This is a genomic window from Synergistaceae bacterium, from assembly GCA_012728235.1.
Classification (GTDB): Bacteria; Synergistota; Synergistia; order Synergistales; family Synergistaceae; genus JAAYFL01.
Genome location: JAAYFL010000055.1, coordinates 22,819 through 48,604 on the forward strand (window position 1 = coordinate 22,819; position 25,786 = coordinate 48,604).

The 25,786-nt window shown below is 34.7% G+C and carries 20 protein-coding genes; 2 read left to right on the forward strand and 18 right to left on the reverse strand.

Annotated elements, in window-relative coordinates; all coding sequences use genetic code 11:
- Positions 1–345 precede the first annotated feature (345 nt).
- Entirely contained in the window at positions 346–1,341 is a 996-nt protein-coding gene (locus GXZ13_04230) for a hypothetical protein (protein NLX75039.1), read from the forward strand.
- Positions 1,342–1,378: 37 nt separating this feature from the next.
- Here GXZ13_04230 and GXZ13_04235 read toward each other — a convergent pair whose 3' ends face one another.
- The 16 genes from GXZ13_04235 to polA form a co-directional block, all read right to left on the reverse strand.
- Positions 1,379–2,257: a UTP--glucose-1-phosphate uridylyltransferase gene (locus tag GXZ13_04235; protein NLX75040.1), complete on the reverse strand. Its 879-nt coding sequence runs from the start codon at positions 2,255–2,257 to the stop codon at positions 1,379–1,381.
- A complete protein-coding gene (glmM, locus tag GXZ13_04240) occupies positions 2,244–3,629 on the reverse strand; it encodes a phosphoglucosamine mutase (GenBank protein ID NLX75041.1) in 1,386 nt (461 codons plus the stop codon). The genes GXZ13_04235 and glmM overlap by 14 nt, the downstream gene beginning before the upstream one ends.
- Before the next feature lie 41 nt (positions 3,630–3,670).
- On the reverse strand, positions 3,671–4,966 hold the full coding sequence (locus GXZ13_04245) for a hypothetical protein (GenBank protein ID NLX75042.1): 1,296 nt from the start codon (positions 4,964–4,966) through the stop codon (positions 3,671–3,673).
- Positions 4,959–5,789 (reverse strand): TIGR00159 family protein, encoded by an 831-nt coding sequence (locus GXZ13_04250; GenBank protein ID NLX75043.1) that lies wholly within the window; start codon positions 5,787–5,789, stop codon positions 4,959–4,961. Before GXZ13_04250 ends, GXZ13_04245 begins: the two co-directional genes overlap by 8 nt.
- 20 nt (positions 5,790–5,809) lie before the next feature.
- Positions 5,810–6,658, reverse strand: coding sequence for a deoxyribonuclease IV (locus GXZ13_04255; GenBank protein NLX75044.1), 849 nt, complete (start codon positions 6,656–6,658; stop codon positions 5,810–5,812).
- Between the two features lie 55 nt (positions 6,659–6,713).
- On the reverse strand, positions 6,714–6,965 hold the full coding sequence (gene mtrB, locus GXZ13_04260) for a trp RNA-binding attenuation protein MtrB (protein ID NLX75045.1): 252 nt from the start codon (positions 6,963–6,965) through the stop codon (positions 6,714–6,716).
- A gap of 24 nt (positions 6,966–6,989) precedes the next feature.
- Positions 6,990–10,406, reverse strand: a complete 3,417-nt coding sequence (locus GXZ13_04265) for a DNA polymerase III subunit alpha (GenBank protein NLX75046.1) — start codon at positions 10,404–10,406, stop codon at positions 6,990–6,992.
- Positions 10,399–12,198, reverse strand: a complete 1,800-nt coding sequence (gene dnaX / locus GXZ13_04270) for a DNA polymerase III subunit gamma/tau (protein ID NLX75047.1) — start codon at positions 12,196–12,198, stop codon at positions 10,399–10,401. Before dnaX ends, GXZ13_04265 begins: the two co-directional genes overlap by 8 nt.
- 51 nt (positions 12,199–12,249) lie before the next feature.
- Positions 12,250–13,353: a M48 family metalloprotease gene (locus GXZ13_04275; protein NLX75048.1), complete on the reverse strand. Its 1,104-nt coding sequence runs from the start codon at positions 13,351–13,353 to the stop codon at positions 12,250–12,252.
- A 148-nt stretch (positions 13,354–13,501) separates the two neighbouring features.
- On the reverse strand, positions 13,502–14,698 hold the full coding sequence (gene trxB / locus GXZ13_04280) for a thioredoxin-disulfide reductase (GenBank protein NLX75049.1): 1,197 nt from the start codon (positions 14,696–14,698) through the stop codon (positions 13,502–13,504).
- A gap of 54 nt (positions 14,699–14,752) precedes the next feature.
- Complete coding sequence (prmC, locus tag GXZ13_04285; protein ID NLX75050.1) at positions 14,753–15,598, reverse strand: peptide chain release factor N(5)-glutamine methyltransferase; 846 nt, start codon at positions 15,596–15,598, stop codon at positions 14,753–14,755.
- A 10-nt stretch (positions 15,599–15,608) separates the two neighbouring features.
- Positions 15,609–16,682 (reverse strand): peptide chain release factor 1, encoded by a 1,074-nt coding sequence (gene prfA, locus GXZ13_04290; protein NLX75051.1) that lies wholly within the window; start codon positions 16,680–16,682, stop codon positions 15,609–15,611.
- Positions 16,666–17,616, reverse strand: a complete 951-nt coding sequence (locus tag GXZ13_04295) for a DUF1385 domain-containing protein (GenBank protein ID NLX75052.1) — start codon at positions 17,614–17,616, stop codon at positions 16,666–16,668. Before GXZ13_04295 ends, prfA begins: the two co-directional genes overlap by 17 nt.
- A 2-nt stretch (positions 17,617–17,618) precedes the next feature.
- Complete coding sequence (locus GXZ13_04300; protein ID NLX75053.1) at positions 17,619–18,311, reverse strand: FAD-dependent thymidylate synthase; 693 nt, start codon at positions 18,309–18,311, stop codon at positions 17,619–17,621.
- A 75-nt stretch (positions 18,312–18,386) separates the two neighbouring features.
- The gene (gene rpmE, locus GXZ13_04305; protein ID NLX75054.1) at positions 18,387–18,629 is read right to left on the reverse strand and encodes a 50S ribosomal protein L31; all 243 of its coding nucleotides are present in this window, start codon (positions 18,627–18,629) and stop codon (positions 18,387–18,389) included.
- A gap of 121 nt (positions 18,630–18,750) precedes the next feature.
- Positions 18,751–21,354 carry a DNA polymerase I gene (gene polA, locus GXZ13_04310; protein NLX75055.1) on the reverse strand — a complete coding sequence of 868 codons (2,604 nt, stop codon included), beginning with the start codon at positions 21,352–21,354 and terminating at the stop codon, positions 18,751–18,753.
- Between the two features lie 139 nt (positions 21,355–21,493).
- Between polA and gltX the strand changes: the two genes are divergently transcribed.
- On the forward strand, positions 21,494–22,834 hold the full coding sequence (gene gltX, locus GXZ13_04315; GenBank protein ID NLX75056.1) for a glutamate--tRNA ligase: 1,341 nt from the start codon (positions 21,494–21,496) through the stop codon (positions 22,832–22,834).
- 189 nt (positions 22,835–23,023) lie between these two features.
- On the opposite strand, the gene GXZ13_04320 is transcribed toward gltX, so the two are convergent.
- Positions 23,024–24,697, reverse strand: a complete 1,674-nt coding sequence (locus GXZ13_04320) for a glutamine--tRNA ligase/YqeY domain fusion protein (GenBank protein NLX75057.1) — start codon at positions 24,695–24,697, stop codon at positions 23,024–23,026.
- A 68-nt stretch (positions 24,698–24,765) separates the two neighbouring features.
- Positions 24,766–25,785 (reverse strand): hypothetical protein, encoded by a 1,020-nt coding sequence (locus GXZ13_04325; GenBank protein ID NLX75058.1) that lies wholly within the window; start codon positions 25,783–25,785, stop codon positions 24,766–24,768.
- Position 25,786 lies beyond the last annotated feature (1 nt).

Sequence of the window (25,786 nt, forward strand, 5' to 3'; positions counted from 1 at the left end):
TCTGTTTTAACAACCTATATTTTATACAAGTATATTACTATTATAATAAATATATGTGTTTCTGCACAATTGATTATTCTATCTGCTACTTTTAATTTTGTCCATTATTTATTGAATTTAAATTAACCTAGCCTTTCTTTCTCTGCCCGTTATTTTATTTCCTCATAGTGATATAATTGTGCTTTGAACACAGTATTTATTGGATTAGTTGTAGATATAACACTTAACATAAATATTTGATATAAAAAGGACAAGTTGATGAAAAAATTAATCAATGTTTTGTATATTTTATTCTTTTTTTCTTTATTTTTAGTGCAATCGGCGTGTTCAGAAGTTGTGACGCAGTTGGATTATTTTGATATTAAAATTCCATTCATAATTGGTGAAGAAGTTATAGCAATCTATAAAAACGAACAATACTCTATTGGTAAAGTACACGCACTTCCCACAACAACTAGATATCCAAGCTACACAGCAAGTGCATGGGGCACTCCGGGGCATGTCTGCGCAACAGCAGTAAACGCCATACACATGTTGGTTTCAATTGAAAATGACAGGGGACGTACATTAAGTATTATCCCTCGAGAAACTATTGCACCGGCGGCAGGTGCCGGGGCTTCTATTATTGTAACTTCAAAAGCAGGCTATGGCCCTTTTGGTTCATGGGCCCCAAAAGTTGGCACTCAAGTTTTAATACAGAAAAAAGGCTCAACTTCAGAAAAGATTTTGTCATTAAACACTATTCCACAAGAAGGAGACATTTTGATACTACGTACAAAAAATGTCCCTCTCCCATACATGGCTGAGATAGAAAACCATCCGGGTGGACGTGTATTTCTTTGGGATAAAGATGGGTATACCGTAGTAGCTAAAGTTATAAAACCTGTAGGGGGTGTAGGAAGATTTGAAGGCACATTATTTCAAAGAATATGTGCATTACGTGCCAATCATTCAGGTGTAATTGATGTCAGTACTTCTAATTACGGAGATATTGGTGGATTTCAAATTATACCTTGGGAGCATGCAATTTCCTCGAAAGAAATGCAATCTGTTTGGGATTTGACTCAGTGGTTAGTTATTGGACATAAAGATGGTAAATCGAAACTTGGTGGGACATACCCTCTTTTTAAATTGGGCTTCACAACAGGTCCTTCATCTGACGAACGTCTGTGGGATATATGGTCAACGTATGGGAGAAAATCTCTTATACTTTTTCGTTTTAACGGAGGAAAATGGCAAAAGACTTCTAGTATTACTGGCAGAAATGATAAGGCACTAAAAAACGTAACTCACATTAGATTATACTTCCCGTTCCAAGAGGAAATACAAAAAACGAGATAGATTCTTTCCGGTTCCTGCATTAAATTACTATAAATTTTTATATTATTTTTTCTTCTTTTAGCGTTTCTAAAACGATTTCTCTTAATTTTTTATCTTGAAGAGATTTAATTATTGTTGCCTTTATCCAACCCTCTCTAACCCCACAATCTAATCTGCGCCCGTTATATATATAGCCATAAACAGGTTCAGTTTTTAACATAGAATCAATAGCATCGGTTAATTGATATTCTTTACCCTTCCCGGGTTTTATCTGTTTTAGATGTTTAAAAATCGAAGAGGATAATATATACCTACCCATAATTGCTAAGTTGGACGGTGCATTTTTAGGTTCTGGTTTCTCTACCAAAGCATTTATTTTGTAAATCCCTGTCTCAATTTCTTCCGCATCTACAATTCCGTACCTTGATGTTTCATTGGGGTTAACTTTTTCAAGGCATAATATTGAACCACCATATTTACTTCTAACAATGTCTAGTTGCGTTAGCACAGCGGGGTTAGAGATCATTACATCATCAGGAAGAATCAAAGCAAAACTTGAGTCTTTACAGTACTTCTCAGCGCACAGCACAGCATGCCCCAACCCTAATGGCTTCTCCTGAAATGCATAATGAAATTCCGCAAGTTCTGGGATTCTACTTATAATACGAACCAAGTCATCTTTTTTTTGATTTAGTAAGTGCTTTTCAAGGTTTTCCGAATGGTTAAAATATTTTTTTATTGATTCTTTTCCGCTACCTGTAACAAAGATAATATCACTACAGCCAGACGCAACAGCCTCATCAACTCCATGGTGAATCAAGGGCCTATCAATCAACGGCAGCATTTCTTTTGGGATATCCTTTGTCGCAGGCAAAAATCTTGTCCCCAATCCGGCCACGGGAAAGACTGCTTGCCTTACTTTCTCAAATACTTTCACTATTATTCTCCATAGAAATTGCCTCTATTGTTTCTTTTAACATTGAGGCTATTTTGTTATTTAGCTCTTCAGATCTAGACTCGACAAAGATGCGAATTAAAGGTTCTGTACCAGAAGGTCGTAGTAGTACTCTACCCTTTCCTAAAAGCATATTTTCTGCTTTTTCTAATTGGACTTTTAGTTTCGAGCTGTCCATTATCGTTTTTTTATTTTTTATCTCGACATTAGCCAGTATTTGCGGGTATCTATCAAACCTATCTACAAGCGTAGATATATCTTCATCAAGGTCTTCTATCGCTTTAAGAAACAAAATTCCAGAAGATAATCCATCTCCCGTATTGGCGTAATCTTGTGCTATTAGGTGTCCTGATTGCTCTCCACCTAATCTTGATTTTGTTCTACGCATTTCTTCCATTACATATCTATCACCAACACCACATCTAAAAACCTTAATATTCTCTTCTTTAAGCAGGTCTTCTAAAATCATGTTGCTCATAACTGTCGCGACGACTCCGCTTCCTAATTTTTTTTCAGATGCAAGCCATCTCGCTAAAATCCAAAGCATGATATCGCCATCAATTATTCTTCCTTTACAATCACACATAAGAACTCTATCCGTGTCACCATCATATGCTATGCCGAGTTTTGAGGCGTTTTTTATTGTCGCTTCACATATAAAGTTCATATGCGTAACCCCCACTCCGTCATTTATATTTAGCCCATTCGGATTATTAGCTAATAAGCAAACATTGGCCTTCCAATTTTCAAATATTGGTCCTACAAAATAAGAGGCAGCTCCGTTTGCTGCGTCAACTGTTATCTTGAAATCTTGTTTATTTACGATACTTAGGAGGGTAATAAGCATTTTCTGATAATCTTCACAATGATGAAGTCCGCTAATAATTACTCCTATTTTCTCTCTAATTGGACGATTTTCCGAATGTTCGAAATTAAGCATCTCTTCAACTAAGAGTTCATCTTCATCTGTTAACTTATAACCATTAGAGTTAAATAATTTTATACCGTTATATTCAGCAGGATTGTGTGATGCACTTATTATGACTCCTCCGGAATAACTATTGTTTGACAAAGTATAACTAACTCCGGGAGTAGGTACTACGCCCATATCTGTAACATTTGCACCCGCAGAATTAATTCCAGAAACTAATGCTGCTTGAATCATTGCTCCAGAATACCTTGTGTCTCTTCCTACAAGTATATTTATGTTTTTATAACCTAATTTTTTAAGAGAAGATACAAAAGCTCGCCCTACTTTTAGTGCGAACTCAGGAGTCATGTTATTTCTATTTGCTATATCTCTTATTCCATCTGTGCCAAAATATCTTCTGTTTTTATTTTCTGATATTGACATAAAGGTATCCCCTCTCATAATTCCCACTCGTTTATCTTTATCTAAAAACTTAAATTTGTGACCTCAACTTCTTCAGGACTTATAGTTTTTATATCTACTCCATATTTTAGATTCTTAATTAAAATAGGAAGAGATATTTGTTTAGATACGACATTAGAAACATCGACATATAAACTAAACGGCACTGAATTATTTAGTGTGTTCATTGTGGATTGTGAAGCTTCTATAGTTACAGTAGCCACCTTAGGCTCAAGCTTAAATTGAGTTAAGTTCGCCCCTACCAACGCAATGTTAATGTTAGTAAAAGTTGTAGTCGTTATCTTATTCCGTAAAGTTATTTCAACTCTCACTCTATCTGGCCCTCTTAGTTCTATTTCGGATTCTAAGTCTATTGGCCGTATCGGAACCATTAGCTGTATATTTTGCTCCAATCCAGTTATATCAATTGGAGGCAAAATTAATTCTTTCATTTTATCTATTGCACTCTTTTTACCATAAATGGAAACCATGTCAGGTATAATTTTCACCGTATTAATTTCAAGCCCATCATAAGGACTGCCAGTTATAGATACTTTTACGGGGATTTTATCGACTTGGATCTCATCCTCCAGCTTTATTTTTACGTTCGCAAACTTAGACGAGATAGAAATACGATCTCTATTTTGTTTATTCTCTACTCCTATGATTTCTATTTTTGCTTTTATGTCATTGCCAGTGTATTGCTTTAAATCTGGCAAAATGGCGTTAACTGCTTGAATACTTAATATATCAGACTCAGCACCTCCGACAGTTACCTCTTTAGGTGATATATTAACAGAAGAGACTACTTTCCCTTCAGGCAAATCACCTTCTATTCTCCATGAGAGTGGGATTTTGCGTTCAATATATCTTGAAAGCTCTACTGGAACTGTTGTTTTATTCCAACTTCTTAATCTTACTGTTGCTGGCACTTCAACTTTTATTGGAAGATTATATGTTCCTACGGAAAGATTTTCTAAATCAACTGTCGCCTTAATATCAGCATGCTCAACACGTGTTATCGTGCTAACTTTTCCTGAAATTTTTACCTCTATGTTTTTTGTTGGAGCATATATTATGTGTCCCTTTGGAAGGTTTTCATATTCTAGATTAACAGCAATATTTTTAGTTCCCTCATTATTGCCGTTCCAAGCAATAAAAACCCAAAATAATAGTGATATAAAAAGGGAAATGGCTGCTAAAACAATCCTTTTTTTCAATGATGTATCTGTTCTTGAGTAGGTTTCATTATTTATTCTTAGAATTATTTTTTTTAACTTTAATATTCTAGTTTTTAAATAACTTAATAAGCTATTCATTAGTGTTACCTCCAGGCCACTTATGCTGAATTTCTTCACGCAACCGTGACATAAAGTTTGATTCTTTTTTCCCCTCAAAGCTAAAATAATGATTACATATACTTCTTACTTGATTATCAGTAAGAGGTTTGGAGAGTACTCCACCAACCGCAATTGTAATTTCCCCCCGCTCTTCTGAAACAACAAACGCATACGCATCTGTCATCTCAGTAACTCCTAGAGCCGCTCTATGCCGTGTCCCATACCATCTAGATATATCGGCTTTTTCTGTTAAAGGAAGATAGCAGCTGGCAGCGAGTATACTTTCCTGGTCTAAAACCACTGCACCATCATGAAGTGGAGTGCCTGGCCAAAAAATTGATATTAACAGCTCTTCTGTTATATCTGACTTTAAAGGAATTGCTGTTCTCCATACTTCCTTAAGGCTAGTATTACGTTGAAGAACGCATAATGCTCCTATTCTCTGATTCTTGCAGTAGATTAAACTTTTTGTTAAATGTTCTGCTCTTATATCTGCTGATTTATTTTCTGTATCAGATCTCCAGAGATGCCCCTTACCTAATTCTTCTAACATATGTCTTAACTCAGGTTGAAATAAAATAGGTATTACTATAATAAAAGCTCCGAGCACTTTACCAATAATCCAAGACAACGTTCTTAATTCTAAAATATTTGCAATAGCTCCTATAAATCCGATAATAAGCAATCCTCTTAGTAGTTGCATAGCACGAGTACCAACAAGCAACATAAGCACTCGATATATAACAAATGCGACTATAAAAATGTCTGGTATATCTTGCCAACGCAAACTTATAAAAGGCAATAGATTTCCTCCTTAAGAGACTATTTTTTAATAAATTTAGATTTTCTTAGAATAGCAAGGTTTCTAATATCACCGTTATTTTCTTTTGGCGTCTCTAATATGGCTGGTAATGAATTAAATCGCTTATCTTGCATAAGAATTTCAAATGGAGTTAGTCCTATTTTCCCTACACCCAAGCTTGCGTGCCTATCTTTGCCAGAACCTAGTTCATTCAAGCTATCATTCAGATGCCAGCATTTTATGTTTTCTAGTCCAAGCTTGCTAATTAAAAGAGATGTTACATCATTATATCCAGTTACAGTTCTTATGTCGTAACCCGCAGCAAAAATATGACATGTATCAATACAAAACCCTATTCTTGGGCTAAAATTTAGCAATCTATGTATGCTTGCTAATTCAGAAAAATCAGATCCTATAACAGAGCCTTGTCCTGACGTAGTCTCCAATAAAATCGTAATATTGGTATTCTTAAATGTATCAATTATTCTCTGAAGAGACTCGGCTATTTTATTAATTGCAATAGTTTTAGGTAGCCCTAGCGCAAAACCAGGATGTAAAACTACTTCATTTATTCCAAGTAATTCACACCTAAGAATCTCCTGTTCAAGTGCATGTTCACTTTTAATCCTTATGTTTTTTTCTCCGGATAAATTTATAAGGTACGAAGCGTGAGATATTACCTTTGATACTGTCGATATCATAAAGGCATCTTTAAAGTTTTTTATTTCTTCGGATGATAATTCTTTGCTGTTCCATTGCAATTGATTACGCGTGAAAATTTGAATTGCTTCACACTTTAATAACTCGGCTCTTTTAAAAACCTTATGCAACCCACCAGCAGTTGATATGTGCGTTCCAATTAATAACATTATTAACAGTTTTCTCTATTTTTATGTTTTTGTTTCTTTAAAAAAAACATTTCACTTACTTACTGCTCTCTACTACACCATATTTTGTATGAACTTTTGCAAGTCCTCGAATTTTCATAGCAGAAATATGTTCTGTAAATTGTGCTATCCATACTTCTCCTTTTTTCAAGTTTTCTGTATGTAATATTTTGTTATCTGATCCCCTTGTAACTCCTATAACAGTTACACCATCTTCTAGTGCTTCAACAACTACAGATTCTGTAGCTCCGTAAATCGGACTGAGTTCATTAAATGTTTTATTTCCCATCTTATTTTTCCTCCAATCAATAACTCATTCAAGTATAGCCTTTTCCTTAGCATATTCATTAAATTCTTTTGTAAGTTTCTCGGATAAATCTATTTTCTGCCCCTTAAGTTCAGAAACTATAGTTTTATCAAAAGAAAATATTTTTAGCAATATTTTTTTGTTCCCTTTATGTTTTTTAAAAATATTGAAAAGGCCTATAAAAAACTCTTCTGTACAAAATTCTGCATTTATCGATAAAACCGAGTGCTCTTCAAGATTAGAAGCATAATTATCTTCAAAATAAACTTCATCTGCTAAAATCGAAATACCCCTGTCAAACCTAGGTTGACCTTTTATAAAAACAAGATCTCCAATATTTAGTAAAGGCTTGTATTTAGCCCATTGTTTCACAAATAAGACGACCTCAACAGTAGTATCAGCATCTTCAATAACTATAATACCCATTGGGTCTCCTCTTTTGGTATATTTTTCAGAAACGGAAGATAAAAGCCCGGCTGTGATAACTGGATACTTTTGCGACTGCCACTTTTCTAATTCTATTAATGGACAGTTGGCATATCTCTTAACAACGGAAGAATGTTGATTAAATGGGTGTCCTGATATATATAGGCCCATACTTTCTTTCTCAAAAGTTAATTTTTCTCTTTCACTAAAATCTTCGCAACAAGGCATTTCGGGACACATTACGGCGTCCTCTTCAGCAAAAAGAGATGATTGATTTTTACAAGAAACATTTCTTGAAGCTGCATCTATAAAAAGGGGCAAAGAGTTAAAAAGCTTTGCTCTATTTTTTTCTATACTGTCAAATGCACCAGCTTTTATTAAGTTCTCTAAAACACCTTTATTTACAACTCTTGTGTCTACTCTACTTATAAAATCCCATAATGAATCAAATTTGCCGTATTCTTCACGATTCTTAATAATATTTTCAATTGCAGCATGTCCAGCTTTAGCTACGGCAGAAAGCCCGAGTCTAATAACATCACCCACTACAGTAAAATCTTCCTTTGATTCATTAATGTTCGGAGGTAAAACAGGATATCCTGCATCTCTTACGCTCCTTATATACTGCCCCAATACATCCATTTTTGAGCCGACTATACTTGATAAATAAGAGGCTAAAAATTCAGGTCCATAGTTTGCTTTTAACCATGCTGTTCTATAACTTATCAAGGCATATGCTGCACTATGTGATTTATTAAACCCATAACCTGCAAACTTTTCAATCTTGTCAAATATTTCCCCTGCTTGCGTTGCTTCTACTCCTCTTTCGACTGCCCCCTTAATAAATTTTATTCTTTGTTCTGCCATAACATCCATTTTCTTTTTACCCATTGCTTTACGAAGCAAATCTGCTTCGGCTAGAGTAAATCCTGCTAGATCATACGCACTTTGCATAACTTGCTCCTGGTACAAAATAACCCCGTACGTTTCTTTCAGCGTCTCTTCAAGTTTTGGATGTAGATAGTGTATAGGCTCTTCCTTGTGTTTGTACTTGATGTATAAATCTGCCATTCCGCTTTCAAGCGGACCTGGTCTATAAAGAGCGACAAGTGCAATCATATCTTCAAAACAGTCTGGTTTCATTCGACGAACTAATGATGTCATCCCAGTTGATTCAAGTTGAAATACTCCGAGTGTCTCCCCCTTTTGAAGCATTTCGTATGTTTTTGTATCATCCAAGGGAATTTCGTCTAAATTTATATACCCCTTACCTCCAGACTGGATATTGTAAAGAGCACCTTCAATAACAGAAAGAGTTTTTAATCCAAGAATATCCATTTTTACTAGGCCTAATGCTTCAACTGGATCCATAGAATATTGAGTTACATTTTGTTTTTCACCAAATTTTCTTACAGGTAACATGTCAATAAGAGGGCTAGGTGTGATCACGATTCCTGCCGGATGTTGAGAACAATGTCGTGAAATACCCTCAATCTTTTGTGCGATGTCAAGAAGTTCTTTTATTCTAGGTTCGGTTTTATATAGATGTGCTAAATCTTGAATTCCTTCAATTGCCTCAGGTATTGAAGCTATACCAGACTTATTAGAATCAGCAGGAATAAGTGTTGTGACTTTCCTCACTTCTGGTATAGGTATACCAAGTGCTCTTCCTACGTCGGTGATGGCTCCTCTGCTTTTCATACAACCAAAAGTTATTATCTGAGCAACTTTATCACTTCCATATTTCTCCACAATGTATTCAATAAGTTCGTCTCTTCGCTTATCTGATACATCTGTATCGATATCAGGCATACTTAGTCTATCTGGATTTAAAAAACGCTCAAATAAAAGATTATATTTTATTGGATCCAAATCTGTTATACCCAAAGACCACGCTGTGATGGAACCTGCCGCTGAGCCCCTGCCTGGACCTATAGGAATATTACGTTCTTTAGCTGCATTTACGATGTCTGCTACTATACAAAAATATCCAGAAAATCCCATGGTTTCTATAACATTTAATTCGTAATCTAATCTATTTTTGTATCTTTCCGGAATTACATCGGATTTTACTCTCTTTTCTAACCCTTCCTCTGCATTCCGTCTTAAATAAGATTTAAGAGTTTCTCCCTCTGGAATAGGAAATTCAGGTAAATAGTATTTATCTTTTTTTAGCTCCACCTTACATCTATCCGCTATTTTTTGTGTGTTTATGAGTGAATCTGGGAGTTCTGCTCCGAAGATATCCCACATTTCTTCAGGCGACCTAAAATAATAGTCGTCGCCTTGAAATCTTAATCTGTTAGTATCACTTCTCAAACTATTGGTTTGAATACATAGAAGAACATCGTGCCATTGAGCATCTTCTTGTTTTAAATAATGAGCGTCATTGGTCGCTATAAGTTCAAAACTAGATCTTCTTGCAATATCTACCAAAGCCTTATTTACCAAAGCTTGTTCCGGAATACTATTATGCTGTATTTCTAAAAAGAAGTTGTCTTTTCCTAGAATATCTCTGTACATCTCTGCTCTTGCTGTGGCTCCAACGATATCTCCTTGCATTATAAAAGTTGGAATCTCTCCACCTAAACATGCGGAAGATGCTATTATTCCTTTGCCATATTTTGCTAACAAGTCATGATCTATTCTTGGTTTATAGTAAAATCCTTCCGTACTTCCTATTGAAACAAGACGAGTTAGATTGTGATACCCCTCTTCATTCTCCGCAAGAAGTATCAAATGATACTGATTCTTACTATCACGGCAAGTATGTCCATTAGGTTCAACATAAACCTCACAACCTAAAATTGGATTTACTCCAATGACCTTACATTTTGAATAAAACTCATAACAGCCATACATAACACCATGATCAGTGATAGCAACCGAATTCATGCCCATTTTTTTCGTTGTTATCGCTAATTCTTCACATCTATTAGCTCCATCCAAAAGGCTATACTCTGTATGAACATGTAAGTGAACAAAAGGTTTATTCATCATTGTCTCCTTCACAATTCAATGGTTCCATTTCGTCATATTTATCTGTTTCTTGTACGTACAATATTTCAGCACCCAATAATTTAAGGATTCTATCCGGAGATGCCAATGCTTTCGTTGAAATTTTCTTGTTATTTAAAACGTCTTGGCTATCTGACATGGCCATCCTATGTTTTTCTACCTTATTTTCTATAGAGGGTGCTAGGGGTGCTAAAACCTCAACTTCCTTTTTTTCTATTACATTTACAGAATAAACATCTTTTATTATCTTAATTAGCAGCTTTTTGTTTGATGGAAGAGAAATAATTGTCTTTGATAGACCACTACTGGGGAACTCAAATTGAAGTTCGTTGTTTTTTAACTTTATTATTACATTAAGCAAAGCAGATATAATCAGCAAGTCTTTCGGTTGTGTTTTACATATTATTTTTGTGAGGACATCAATACCTAATTCACTACACAACTCATTAATATCTAATGTATTATCTGCGCCAGAGGTTATTCTTACACTCGTTGTATTTGGTGACAAGATATTTTCATCAGGGTTCTTATTTTTTTCAAGAAGAGTCTTACTTGTATCCTGTTTTGTCATAGTTACCTGCGATATCTTTTTTGCGATTGGGATATTTTTTTCTGGCACATTTACTTGAGCTTGATAGTTTGTCTTTTCATCTATCTCTTTTTTTTCTTTTACCTCTTCATTAGTAAGAAGTTCATACAACTTGAGCATGATAATTCCAGAAAAAACTTCCTTTTTCATTCCATACCTTGTTCTAGGTAGCAAAGAGTTACAAAAATCACAAACGCTCTTTAGTTTTTTAGAACTCCAACTTGCTGACTCGTTTTTTAAAAACGTTCTTCCATCTTCAGAAATTTCTAAGACTTCAAAAATACTGTCTCCCCAAAGGCGATACAACCAAAGATCTCTAAATATAATAAAAAGTGCTTCACAAAAACTTTCTGGAGACACTCCAGAAGAAAGCATATCATCAAGATTAAGAACAGCTTTACTCTGATCATTTCGAAAATCAAGAATCCAATTTTCAAGTTCAGCTCTCGTTCCTCCCCCTGTTAATTCTTTTACACTAGCAAGAGACAATTCCCCTTTCCCTAAAACTATAGCTTGTTCTGAAAGAGAAAGAGCATCCCTAAGTGCTCCATCAGACAACCTTCCTATTTCCCAAATAGCTTCTTTTTCGAAAGATACTTTTTCACATTCGCATACATATGTTATTCTTTCTACTAATCCTTTTATAGATATCCTATGAAAGGGTATATGCTGACACCTTGACCTTATTGTCACAGGAACTTTATGTGGCTCAGTTGTTGCTAAGACAAAAAAAACATTTAAAGGAGGCTCTTCTAATGTTTTTAATAAGGCATTAAAGGACTCTTCTGTAAGCATATGTACTTCGTCTATTATATATACCTTATATAAGGAGCTTAGGGGCTTTAAATCAATGTGAGTTTTAAGCTCCCTAATTTCGCTGATACGTCTATTTGATGCTCCGTCAATCTCAATTACGTCTAAATGTTCTCCCGAAGTAATACTTTTACAATTTATACATTCTCCACATGGTTCTTTGTCTTCAGTAGGTGCTAAACAGTTTAAGGCTTTTGCAAGTAAACGTGCGGCAGATGTCTTTCCGCATCCCCTTGGACCAGAGAAAAGATAGGCATGACCTAATTTTTTATTTTTTAGTGAATTTTGTAGAATGCAAACTGCTGCATCTTGTTCTACCATATCAGAAAATGTTTGTGGTCTATATTTACGATAAAGTGAAATATACATTGCTTCCTCCTTGTCGGCTAGGTGAGCTGAATTCTTATTCTCATATAAGTTCTATTGGAAATAGTTAGAAATAGGATTTTCTCTTCTTGCCTCATTGATTATATCGTTTATTTTTGTTCGTAAGGTAGAAAATTTAGGGATTCCTGGGATAGAGTCACTTTCTTTAATTATGACATTACCTTTTATATATAGAGCTTCCTCTCCATTGGACGTTCCTACCTGAATATCATAAGGTGCCAGCTCTAACTCTAAATATCTATTAAGCTTTTCTGCTAGTTCTGTTAACAACAATGTTGATTTTTTTGACTCTTTAATAGATATATGCGTGATACCATCAATAGTCAGAGATATATCACCAGAAATTAAGACTACCTCTGGATTTAGTTTTTTTACTACGTCTCTTCTACTTACAGGAATTCCTTTATCCTTCATATATTTTAAAGCAGCCTCAACTCTCTCTTTATCATCTGGATGTGTTTGATAGATTCCTGGATTAATATATGCACGCTTTAATCTTTCAACCTTCAAACGCTCCATAGTTGTGAGCATCGCGGTTGGATTAAATCCGGCTTTAAATAAAATATCTATACCTATAGCATCCGCTTCCTTTTCCATTTCAATACTATATGAATTAATTATAGCAGTCTGAACAGCACTAGAAACTAACATTGCCGGTGCCCCAGCACCCTGTGTTGCTGCTAAAATGCCTAATAAAGTAATCAAGTTTAATTTACTACTCTTTTTATTTTGTTTTATTACGTGCGCTTTATCTGCATGCACAAACTCGTGTGCTAAAATTGCAGCTATTTCTGCATCGCTCTTTAAAAATGATAGCATCCCTGTGGTTATGTATGTTGTCCCTCCAGGCAATGAAAAAGCATTTGGTTCTTTCATTTCTAAAATACGAACATTATAATCTAAATCTCTTTCTAAAAATGGTATCAACCTGCTTGTTATCAATGATAGATGTGCTTCTTTATTCGGATCTAACAATCTAGGTATGTGTTTTTCTAATTCTAAGGCAGCCTTCTTACCAAATTCAGTTTCCTTCTTTATGGTTTTTGCGGCAGAATCAAGAGTATTTTTGGCTTCTAGGGAAGTCGTAAATGCACAATAAAACATTATAATTAAAGAAAGTAATGCGACTTTCTTCAAGAAACCACTCCTTTCTTAACTTTACATATTATATAATATTACTGTCCTTTTAATTACTCACAAGGGCATTTTTACTGTTATAAAACAAACAAAGCAGGAAGCGTACATGCTCTCCCTGCTTTGTTTGTTTTATGATATTTGTGAATTACTATTCCATGAAAAATTTTACAGCTGCAATTTCTTTGGGTTCAATATTGCGTATTAGTTTCCCATCTTTTATTTCTAATAATGCAGGCAAAGATTTTATTCCTAATTTTTCAAGAATTCTTTTATTTTTGTATCCATCTATAAAAGAAACTTTTTTGCCGCTTTCTCTTGAATACTTTTCGGTTTCAACTTGCAATGAAACTTGTGCTTTATCAATACTTGAAGTAATTAATGCATACACATGGGCCGGCTTAAATAATAACGACTCAATATGTAATTGTTCTGTGATATAAGAATGTGCAGACATCGCCGAAGTTGCCCCATCTCCAGCAGCTGTTACCACTTGACGTAACGATTTATCAAGCATATCTCCCGCAGCAAATATCCCCTCCGTTGAAGTTTCCATCTTTTCGTTGGTTATTATCCATCCATTCTCGGCTTGATTGACTATAGAGTTTTTTGCTCCAAGATATGACACATTAGGCTCTGTACCAACAAAAATGAATACTCCTGCTACAGCTAACTCCTGCAGGTTATCATTTTTTACGTTTCTTACCGTTATTTTCTCTACAAAAGTATCACCATCAATAGATTCTACGACAGTATTCCATATTGGCTGTATTTTGGGGTTGGATAATGCTTGTTCTACTGCAAGCTTGTCTGCTCTAAATTCATCTCTTCTATGAATTATATAAACTTTTTTCGCAAATCTTGTCAAATAATTTGCTTCTTCCACTGCCACATTGCCACCACCAACAACCGCTATAACTTCATCTTGAAAGAAAGCTCCATCACAGACTGCACAAAAACTAACACCTGCTCCTATCTTTTCTGCTTCACCCTTACATCCTAACTTTCTAAAACTTGCTCCTGATGATAGAATTATTGCGTCTGCTTCTACTTCGTTTTTATCTGTTACTACTATTTTTGTTCCATTTCTTATTTCAATTTTTTCAACTATACTTTCTCTTATCTCTGCTTTAAAATGTTCAGCATGTTCCCTAAATTTCTTTGCAAGCTCCATACCACCTGCGTGGATAGTTCCAGGCCAGTTCTCTATTTCATTAGTATTATTAATCTGCCCTCCAGGGGTTGCTTTTTCTAAAACGAGAACGTCTAATCCTGCTCTTTTTCCATAAATAGCTGCAGTAAGACCAGCAGGACCAGCTCCAATAATTACTAGTTCCCTTTTCTCCATTTTGGGGCACCTCCATATTATTATTTTATAAAAAATATTTTAACATCTTTTTATCTACTTTAACTGACATACAAGATGCCGCATTATGTTGTTATAATCATAAATTTTTTTTATTATTTTAAAATCTGCAGAGATACACTCAATAATTTTTTCTATTTGTTCATCTCCATCAGTTTCAAGAGCTATGTAACCAGCAGGTTTTAACAATCTAGGAGCATTATTAACTATTTTTAGTAGTACATCTATGCCCTCCTCCCCTCCGTCTAACGCTTCTCTCGGCTCGTAATCCCTAACATCTTTCATAAGACCTTCTATTTTTGATGTCGGAATATATGGAGGATTCGAAATAATAAAGTCTAAAGAGTTTTCTTTAATTGTACACTTTGAAGGTGATTGCTCACAAATAAAAGTAATTCTTTCATTTAAAGAGTATAAGTTTGCATTTTTTTGTGCCCACTTTAATGCTGCATCAGAAGAATCTATTCCGTATCCCTTATATTTTGGATTTTCTAATAATAGAGTAATCCCAATACAAGCACTTCCTGTACACCAATCAGCAAATAGCTCCGCATTAGGAGCCAAAGACAACAATGCTTCAATAAGCAACTCCGTCTCTGGACGAGGGATGAAACACCCTTCACCGACCTTAAATATCCTTCCGTAAAACTCTGACTCACCTAAAATATATGATAATGGTCTTTTCTGTAATCTTTCTTCTGACATTAAAAATATATTTTTAATGTTCTGTTCTGACAACTCATCTTGCATTTTTGTTATAAGCTTCGCTCTTGATATTGATAACACATTAGATATAATTATATCTGCCGTATAATTAGGTCTTTCTATGCCCGCTTTTAAAAAACAATTAATTAGTGTTTCTCTTATACTTATTATTTTCAAATCAGGCAGGTTACACTGATAAAGCCTTTAACTTTTCTGCCTGATCTGCTTCTGTTAGAAAAGTTATTAGCTCATACATATCTCCGTCTAAAATTTGCTCAAGCTTGTGAAGAGTAAGGTTAATTCTATGATCTGATATCCTATTTTGTGGGAAGTTGTATGTCCGAATTCGTTCGGATCTATCTCCTGTGCCTACCTGTCCCTTACGATCTGCAGCCATTTTCTCGTTTTGCTTCTGTAATTCTGCATCGTAAAGTTTCGTTCTCAATAGTTGCATTGCTTTCGCACGATTTTTTATCTGTGAACGCTCATCTTGACAAGTACATACTATACCGGATGGTAGATGTGTTATCCTTACGGCTGAATCTGTCATATTAACATGCTGTCCACCCGCTCCACTGGCACGATATGTATCTATTTTTAAGTCTTCTGGTCTTATATCTATATCAACAGCTTCAGCCTCAGGTAAAACTGCAACCGTTGCTGTCGACGTATGTACCCTGCCACTTGATTCTGTCTCAGGAACACGCTGAACTCTATGAACACCACTTTCAAACTTCAGCATACTATAAGCTCCCATGCCATAAACGCTAAATACGATTTCTTTAAAGCCCCCAATGCCAGTCTCATTTTGAGATATAATCTCTGTTTTCCAGTTTTGTCTTTCAGCAAAATGAGCGTACATTCTATATAACACCGCTGCAAAAAGGGCAGCTTCTTCTCCTCCTGCACCGGCTCTTATCTCAATAATTACGTTTTTCTCGTCATTTGCGTCTTCAGGAATAAGCAAAATCTGAATATGTTGTTCTAATTCAGGTATTTGTTTTTCAAGCATAGCAAGCTCTTCCTTCGCAAGTTCAGCAAAATCTTTGTCTTCACTTGTCAGCATCTCTTTTGCATCGGCTATTCCTTGTATCACAGCTTCATATTCGGCCAAAGCTTCTACAATAGGAGCCATTTTTGAATGTTTGCGAGCTAATGACTCCATTTCTTTTGGATTATTCGCAGTTTCCGAATCCCCCATTTTTAATTCTAATTCTTTAAAGTTTTCTTCTATTTCTTGCAATTTAGCTATGAAATCCATCTGTTATACCATTTATACCTTTCATTAAAAGTTCACTTTTAGAATTCAATGCCAAATCAAGAGCAACAAGAGCTATCTCAATTTGTTCAAGCGTTGGTTCTCTAGTCGTTATATACTGAAGTGAGAGTGCAGGCATGATGCAAAAACTGCCCCATGTTTCTGATTTTGAAGCTGATTTTATAAATTCATAAGAAATCCCGATAACTAGCGGAAGGAGTAAAACTCTACTTAATACACGCCAAACGAATGAAATTTCACCTATAAAAGAAAATATTACAATACTTATAAATATAACTACAATTAGAAAAGAAGTGCCGCATCGTCTATGTATTCTTGAGTATTTTTCAACCACAATAGGCACAAGGTCAGCTCCTGCTTCAAAAGCATTTATTGCTTTATGTTCAGCTCCGTGATAACAAAAAACTTGCCTCATATCTTTCCAAATACCGATAATTGCGATATAACCTATAAAAATAATTCCACGTAAAAGTCCTTCAAGTATATTCTTAGTAAAATTAGAGAATAAAAACTGTGAAGTCATATATTCAGAAGCGTACATTGGTAATGCCACAAAAAAGATCAATACGGCTACAAGTGCAAAAAGAATTGCCACTACCATCTCAAAAGGCGATAGTTCCTCTTTTTCTCCCAAATTTACGTCTGCTGAAATAGAAAGAGCTTTCATTCCTACTCGCAGCATTTCAACCATGCTTGCAAAACCTCGGAATATAGGTAATTTCCAAACTCCCTTTTTATACCAATCAGAACATTTCCATGATTTTTTCCATACATTCCCAGTTGGTTCTCTTAATGCCAACCCCCAATGTGAAGGCCCCTTCATAAGAACCCCTTCTATCACTGCTTGTCCTCCAACATCTTTTTTTAAAGCAATATTTAGAAGCATGTTTATAAGAGCTTTGATTCGAAAAATCATCTTCATTTTATTAACATACTTTCCATATCTTTATAAGGATCTCCACACGGGTGAACCTCTTTACATTGTCCATACACAATACAAGATGGTCCTCCCAACTTAAAAAGTTCAGGAGAAGCCTCTCTTACCAAAACATACATTTGCCGAGCTAATTCCCTTATTTCCCACTGTGATCTTTTACAAAGTCGTATAGAGAAAAAATGATGCAACTCTCTCGCATTCATTGAAATTACAATTCTTGTCTCTGCTCCATGTGGCAAAATAAACCTTGCATCCTCTTTTGTTATTCCTATTGATAAAAGTTTTTCATAACAATCCCAAGCAGAAGCAACTTGTTTTTTAAATATTGATTTTGCATCAGTATTGTTTTGTATTGCTGGGGGCATAATGCACTCGCGGGAAGACATCTCGACATATCTTTGGCTTTGTTGAGAATAGCTTGCAAGCCTATGTCTCACAAGCTGATGTGTTGCAACTCTACTGATACCCTCCACGGCAAATGTAAAAGAAACGTGCTCGAATGGAGACATATGCCCTGATTCGTTGAGCTTCTTTAAAAAAGATTCTATTTTATTATTATCTAGTTCATTAAATAAGTCGGCTGCTCCTGAAGAACTATAGCACAGCTTCGCTGCTGCAGCCACAACTTTTGCGGCATCAGGAGTAAAAGTGAGAAGCTTCACATCAATTGTCATAATAAATCTCCTCTCTATATACGCACAAAAATAATAAAGGAGGGAGCTGACTTGCCCCCCCCTTATACTTAAAAGCTATTCAGCTGCGGTGTTTTCTTCTACTTTTTTTTGCCCGTAATTCATTCCGGCATATTTCTGGCGGAATTTCTCAAGACGTCCCTCTTCAATTACTCTTCCCTTTTTCCCCGTATAAAAGGGGTGACATTCATTGCAAATTGAAACTCTCATATCACCGGTAGTTGACTTAGTTTCAAATGTATTTCCACAAGCACAAACCACCTTGCAATCTTCATATTTCGGATCAATATCTTTCTTCAATATATAAGCACCTCCAAAGATTCTTATAAAATAATAATTTTGCCATAACATACAGCAATACATTGTATTCTAGGATTGCAAAAGACGCAATAGGTATTTAAAAATTCTTTTGTTTTATATTTTATACTTCTGCTAAAGAATGTCCTCTTTTTGGAACTGCTTTTAATGGGATTGACAAGACACTTATATTTTCCATTACTTCAAGAAGTCTTTTCTCTACACTATCTGCATCTTCTTCTTTGCACTCACAAACAATAGAATCATGTACCTGTAAAATAATTTTTACTCCTTTAAATTCGGTATCTGTTAACTTTTTAAATCTTATCAAAGCCAACTTTGCTATGTCAGAAGCAGAGCTTTGTATAGGGGTATTAATTGCGACCATATTTAACGAATTTTTATCCCTACCTCCTATTGTTGATACCTCGTCTAAAGGCCTAATCCTATTAAATATTGATTCCGTATAACTTTTTTCTTTTGATATTTTAATGCTCTCATTTAAATACGTTTTTACCTTTGGTAAGGCCTCGAAATACCTTTCAACTATTTTTGAAGCTTCAGGCCTTCCTATACCAAGTCTTTGAGCCAGCCCATAAGAACCCATTCCATACAGCAATCCAAAGTTAACTACTTTTGCAAATCGTCTTTGTTCATCAGTTATTTTTTCTTGTAGCATCGAAAAAATCCATGATGCTGTTTCCAAGTGGATATCTTTGTTTTCAGAGAATGAATTTAGAAGTTTTTCCTCATTTGACAAATGTGCTAGAACTCTAAGCTCTATTTGAGAATAGTCAGCTGAAACAAAAATATTTCCATCATCAGGTACAAAGCATCTTCTAAATTTCATTGCACATTCGCCAAATTGGGGCAAATTTTGTACATTCGGATCTTTACTGGAAAGGCGCCCTGTGCCAGTTGATAGGTGATCAAAAATCGAGTGAATTTTAGAATCACCCTCTTCTGCTAATTTCAAAAATGGCTCTACGAAACCAGAATATATTTTCGATTTCTCTCTATACTTTATTAGTTTTGTAGGGACATAAGAATAAGGCTCAGGCAAACGTGACAGTTCTTCTAAAACTGTCATATCTGTAGAGAATCCTGTTGCCGTTTTTTTAATAGGAGGCAATTTCAGTTTTTCAAATAATAGCGTAGCCACCTGTTTGGGTGAATTTAAATTTATTTTTTCTGGAGACACTTCAGCGATACTGTCCTCTATTATTTTTATTTCGTTTTCTAGGTCAAATTTTAATTGATTCAGTTTTTTTACATCTACTAAAATTCCGTTTTTATGTAAGTCTGCTAAAACAGGACAAAGAGGCAGATCTATCTCAGCTATAATCTTTTTTATTTTAGGATGATGCTCTTCTATCTCAGAATTGAAAGCGTTCCATAGTTTGAAAAGAGAGTTAGCTAATTCTGCACCCTGGGGCATTTTTGTTTTTATTGTTTCTTCTATCCCTACCCCTGCCCTGTCGGGATGCAATACATAGTGCACTATTTCCACATCTTCGATTCTTTCTAATTTAGGAAGAGGGAAAGAATCTTTCTCTAACATTTTTTTATATCCGTATAAAATAGCTGCCACGTTTTTTGTCCACTCTGTATAATAATTTAACTCTTCATTATTGTTATAACGCACATATGATATTTTCCCATTTCCATCAGCAAGAACAAGGGCTTTTACACCATCTTTAACACACTCTGCAAGAGCTAACTTATGTTTTTTTAACATTTCTGTTAATTCTATCTCTTCCGGCACAACATTATTCAGAAAAATACTACTGCAAAATGATTCTTTTGTTTGATTTGCTTCAATTGTTTCTTTTATTTTTTTCACAGGCCCGTTAGGCTTTTTACTTTCTTTCAAATTATCATATAGCCTTTTTAATCCTAACCTTTGAGTTATTTCTTTAAGCAAAGAAAAATCAACGTTTCGTTTATTTAACTCATCCAAAGGCACACTATCTGTCTCTATTGGTATTATCAGGCTTTTACTGATATAGGCCATTTCTTTACCCAATTCAAGCTTTGTTCTTCTTGCCTTTGGGATACTGTCTAAATTAGCGTATATCTCATCTAACCCACTAAACTGTGCAATTAAGTCTTTTGCTCCTTTTTCTCCGATGCCCTTTACCCCAATAATATTATCAGCACTGTCTCCAACTAGTGCCAAGTAGTCTGACATTTTCTCGGGTGTAAACCCAAACTCATCGCAAAAATAAAACTTATCGTAAATTTTAAATTTTGAAACCCCTTTTATAGGACGCATTATTTGTATATCTTTCGATATGATTTGGAATAAATCTTTGTCTGCTGTTAGAATTGTAACTTGAATTCCACTCTCTGAGGCCGCTTTAGCAGTGGACACGATATAATCATCTGCTTCAATATTGTCTCTTACAAAAACAGGAAATCCCATCGCAGTGCATATTTCAATTATAAGAGGTATTTGAACTTTTAGTTTATCTGGGGTAGGCTTCCTACCATCCTTATACTCTTTATAAAGTTCATGTCGACGAGTCGGCCCTTTTGGATCAAAGAAAATGCCTATATAATTCGGATTAATATCCTTAACACATTTTAATAACATATTTGTAAATCCAACTATTGCATTTGTTGGTACCCCGTCTGGGGCTGTTAAAGTATCAGGCAGTGCATAGTATCCCCTGTAAACAAGGCCATGTCCATCTATTAAAAGCATTCTAGGGGTGTCTTCTATCATTTTTTAAAATTTCCCTTCAAAACAATGGCAATATTTGTCTTTTCGATATAATATTACTATCGTTAAAGATGATTAATTTCATTATACGAAATTATTTTGTCTGCTCATTAGTTTATTATAACCTATTGGAGGAAGATAGATGTCAGAAAAAGTAAGAGTTAGATTTGCCCCTAGCCCTACCGGTGCTTTGCATATTGGTGGAGCACACACAGCGCTTTTTAATTGGCTTTGGGCCAGACACACAGAAGGAACCTTTGTATTGCGCATAGAAGACACCGATATAGAGCGTTCAACAGCAGAATTTGAACAGTCTATTATGGACGGGTTGGATTGGCTAGGACTATCCTGGGATGAAGGGCCTAATAAAGGCGGAGATTTTGGTCCTTATAGGCAATCAGAAAGAAAAGATCTTTATTTAAAATATGCAGAACAACTACTCAACACCGGACAAGCATATAAAAAAGATGAGGCTATATTTTTTAAAGTCCCTAGCAACAAAAAGGTTATTTTGAACGATATGGTTTATGGAACTATAAACGTCATGAGTGAGAAAACTTCTGTTAATCAAGATGGTTCAATAAAAGATATAGTAATTATTAAAAGAGATGGATTACCAACCTATAACTTCGCGGTAGTGATTGATGACTACACAATGAATATAAATACTGTAATTAGAGGAGAAGACCATCTCATAAATACTCCAAAACAAATTCTTATTTATGAAGCATTAGGCTTTGAAACTCCCATTTTTGCTCATCTTCCAATGATTTTAGGTAAAAATAAGAAAAAACTTTCCAAAAGAGAGGGAGCAACAAGTGTTTTTGAATATAAAGATTTAGGATATTTGCCTGATGGTGTTTTTAATTTCCTTGCCTTGCTTGGATGGTCTCCTAAAAATGATCAAGAAATATTTACGAGGCAAGAAGCAATAAATAAGTTTGACCTATCAAATATAACCAAAAAACCAGCTGTTCTAAATATTGATAAGCTAAAACATATTAATCAAGAACAAATAAAAATAATGAAACCAAATGAACTTCTAGAAACAATAAAACCTTTCTGGATTGAATTAGGACTGAATATTTCTAACCTGTCTGACAAATACCTTTCTGATGTTTTACAAACAATGGGTGGACGCGGGCAAACTACTATTGAGTTAGCCGAATACAGTGACTATTTTATTTCTTTTGATGTCGTAAAAAGACGATACAATGCCGCTGAAATTACGGAGGAACACAGGCAGTTACTCAAGGCTTTTTTTAACAATCTTTTCTCCTTAGAAAAATGGACTTATGAAGAACTGCATAACTATACAACAAACTGGGTGAATGAAAATAATTCTAGTATGAAAGAAGTTGCTAATCCCTTACGTTGGGCCTTAACTGGACGCAAAGTAAGCCCTGGAATCTTTGAAGTTGCAGAGCAACTTGGGAAAGAAGAGTGTAAAATAAGATTAAAATATTATAATTTTATAAATTAGCAAAATGTCGTAATATATTTTTAGTTCCTAATTTAATTAATAAAAATGGAGTAACAATTCTTGATTTATTAAACCTATAAACTGTCAGACGATTCAAACCCCATATAAACACACAACAACTACTGCTTAAAAAACAAAGCAGTAGTTGTTGTATAAGCGCACTTAAATAAATCTGTACTTTTTATTCTGTTACTTATTTTGTTCTTTTTTCCAAGAATCTTTTAGAGCAACAGTTAAATTAAATACTGGAGCTTCTTTTGTTGTTGTCTTATCCGCACAAAAATAACCTTGTCGTAAAAATTGGAATCTTTCGAAGGGGACAGCATTGGCCAAACAAGGCTCAACCAAAACGTTTTCCAGCACTACAAGAGAGTTTGGATTTAGATAATACGAAAGATCTTTCCCTTCTTCAACCATACTCATATCACGAAGTGTAAAGAGGTGATCATATAAATTTACTTTTGACCTTACAGCATTACCTTCCCAAACCCAATGTAGAGTACCTCTAACCCTCCGTCCATCTGGGGCGGCTCCTCCACGACTCTCCATATCCACCGTACAATGTAGTTCTATTATTTTGCCAGATTCATCTTTTATAACATCGTGACAACTTATTAAATAAGCATGTTTTAGTCTCACTTCTTTCCCAGGAGAAAGTCTAAAAAAGTTTTTAACTGGGGATTCCATAAAATCTGACTGTTCTATATAAATTATTTTACCTATTTTAATTTCTCTGCTGCCAGCCATATGATTTTCAGGATTATTTTCTGCTTCAACGGTATCTATAAAATTTTCGGGCCAGTTTGTGAGAACCACTTTCAGTGGTTGAAGGACAGCCATGCATCTATCAGACTCTTTATTCAGCTCTTCTCTTATACAGTGTTGTAGAAAGTCAACGTCTATTAAGCTCTCTGATTTTGCAACCCCTATCTCATTGCAAAATCTCCTAATGGAAGAGGGAGTATACCCCCTAGCCCTAAATCCTGAGATGGTTGGCATTCTCGGGTCATCCCATCCATTTACAATTTTCCTTGTAACCAGTTCTGATAATTTCCTTTTGCTCATTAGTGTATAAGTTAAATTCAAACGAGCAAATTCAAACTGGCGAGGGACACTTGGCACGCCAACGTTTTCTATAAACCAATTATAAAGCGGCATATGGTCTTGAAATTCTAAGGTGCAAATAGAGTGAGTAATGCCCTCTATTGCATCTTCGTATCCGTGTGCGAAGTCATACATTGGATATATACACCATTTATTACCAGTTCTAAGATGGTCACTCTTTAAAATTCGATACATAACCGGATCTCTCATATTTAAGTTACTACTAGACATATCTATTTTTGCTCTTAGTACACAGGAACCTTCATCAAAATCACCATTTTTCATTCGCTCGAATAGCAATAGATTTTCTTCTATGCTTCTAGAACGATATGGAGAATCAACCCCACCCTTTGTTAACGTACCTCTATTTTCTTTAATTTCATCGCCAGTTTGATCGTCTACATAGGCTTTACCAGCTTTGATAAGCTCTATTGCCCATTCATAAAATTGGTCGAAATAATCAGAAGCAAAACAAAGCTTATCCCATTCAAAACCCAGCCACTTTACATCTTGTATTATAGATTCTACGAACTCGCCTTCCTCTTTTACGGGATTCGTATCATCAAATCTCCAGTTGCATTTACCATTAAATGTTTCAGCCAACCCGAAGTTTAAACAAATAGATTTCGCATGTCCGATGTGTAAATAACCATTTGGTTCTGGGGGGAATCGAGTTATTAGTGATTTAGTTACACCACTTTCTAAATCTTTTTCGATTATTTCTTCCAAAAAATTATTGTTTTTTTCTTTATCTGACATTGTATTCCCTCCGATATTATTTACAAAAATAACGAGTAAAAAGATATGCTAATTTATATATAGCTGCATTAAAGCAAACCCAGAATTAAATTCGGGTTAGAATTCAATAAAAAAATAAAACATATTATAAAAATAATAATTAAATGAATTAGTATTAGCGACAATAATCTGGGCAATATATGTTTTAACTTATCTCTTATTTCCCAAAAAATAGGAATAACAAATGACCTCGTTAATATGATTGTAATAAAATAAACAAAGAAGTTGATTGTTTTAATAAACCAAGGAATATTTATATTTTGAGAATTACTAGGTATATTTATAAAAGGTAGCAACGTTACCAAAATGATTGATATTATCAAAAAAGAACGCAACAATGACCATAAAGAGATTATAACTCTTGGAGCGCCTTGGAATTCGACTAACACATTATTATTTGTCAAATATTTAGAATTTTTACGAGTTTCGTGAGGTAATAATGCGAAGATAATCGCAGAGATAAATAGTAAAACAGCATAAACCAGAAAATTTTTCGTGCTCAACAATCCTGATACAGCAAGAGAACTCAATTTAAAAGTATCTGTAATACTAGAAGTTTTGTCTATATAGACAGCTATCAATGTAAAAAAAGCAATTATAAAAAAGCATGAATAAGCGAATTCTTTTATCATTTCTTTGGCTATTAGCCTTGAAACTTTTGTTCCTAAAGCATAGATAGCTAGTGTAGCAAAAACTTCTGAAAATAATAAAAACTGTACTATCTGTAATAAATCAGTGTTTTTTTGTATATAAGGAATAAAGGAAAAGTATGGAATAGTTGTACAAATAGGCATCAAGGCTGAAAGAGCGAGAACTGGTGCAGAAATGACAATTGCAACGGAAGCTGTTTCAGGCAAAACGACCTTACTAAGAAACTGTTTTTTGATAAGAACAAAGCTATATTCTTCACTTTTTTTCTTTAGCCAACTAATAAATATTTTTTTAAAATAAATAGCCGAGTATTCAATAAATACCGCCATAAAAAGAACAAACAGGAAAGCAATACCTGCTAACAAAAATTTTAGGAGAGAGATGATTAGATTAAACAAA

Coding starts and splice junctions, on each gene's coding strand:
- glmM (NLX75041.1), bottom strand. CDS start 3,629: ATGTCAATATCAGAAAATAAAAACAGAAGATATTTTGGCACAGATGGA.
- GXZ13_04245 (NLX75042.1), bottom strand. CDS start 4,966: ATGAATAGCTTATTAAGTTATTTAAAAACTAGAATATTAAAGTTAAAA.
- GXZ13_04255 (NLX75044.1), bottom strand. CDS start 6,658: ATGTTATTAATTGGAACGCACATATCAACTGCTGGTGGGTTGCATAAG.
- mtrB (NLX75045.1), bottom strand. CDS start 6,965: ATGGGAAATAAAACATTTAATGAACTCAGTCCGATTTACGGAGCTACA.
- GXZ13_04265 (NLX75046.1), bottom strand. CDS start 10,406: ATGAATAAACCTTTTGTTCACTTACATGTTCATACAGAGTATAGCCTT.
- dnaX (NLX75047.1), bottom strand. CDS start 12,198: ATGTATATTTCACTTTATCGTAAATATAGACCACAAACATTTTCTGAT.
- trxB (NLX75049.1), bottom strand. CDS start 14,698: ATGGAGAAAAGGGAACTAGTAATTATTGGAGCTGGTCCTGCTGGTCTT.
- prfA (NLX75051.1), bottom strand. CDS start 16,682: ATGGATTTCATAGCTAAATTGCAAGAAATAGAAGAAAACTTTAAAGAA.
- GXZ13_04295 (NLX75052.1), bottom strand. CDS start 17,616: ATGATTTTTCGAATCAAAGCTCTTATAAACATGCTTCTAAATATTGCT.
- GXZ13_04300 (NLX75053.1), bottom strand. CDS start 18,311: ATGACAATTGATGTGAAGCTTCTCACTTTTACTCCTGATGCCGCAAAA.
- polA (NLX75055.1), bottom strand. CDS start 21,354: ATGATAGAAGACACCCCTAGAATGCTTTTAATAGATGGACATGGCCTT.
- gltX (NLX75056.1), top strand. CDS start 21,494: ATGTCAGAAAAAGTAAGAGTTAGATTTGCCCCTAGCCCTACCGGTGCT.
- GXZ13_04320 (NLX75057.1), bottom strand. CDS start 24,697: ATGTCAGATAAAGAAAAAAACAATAATTTTTTGGAAGAAATAATCGAA.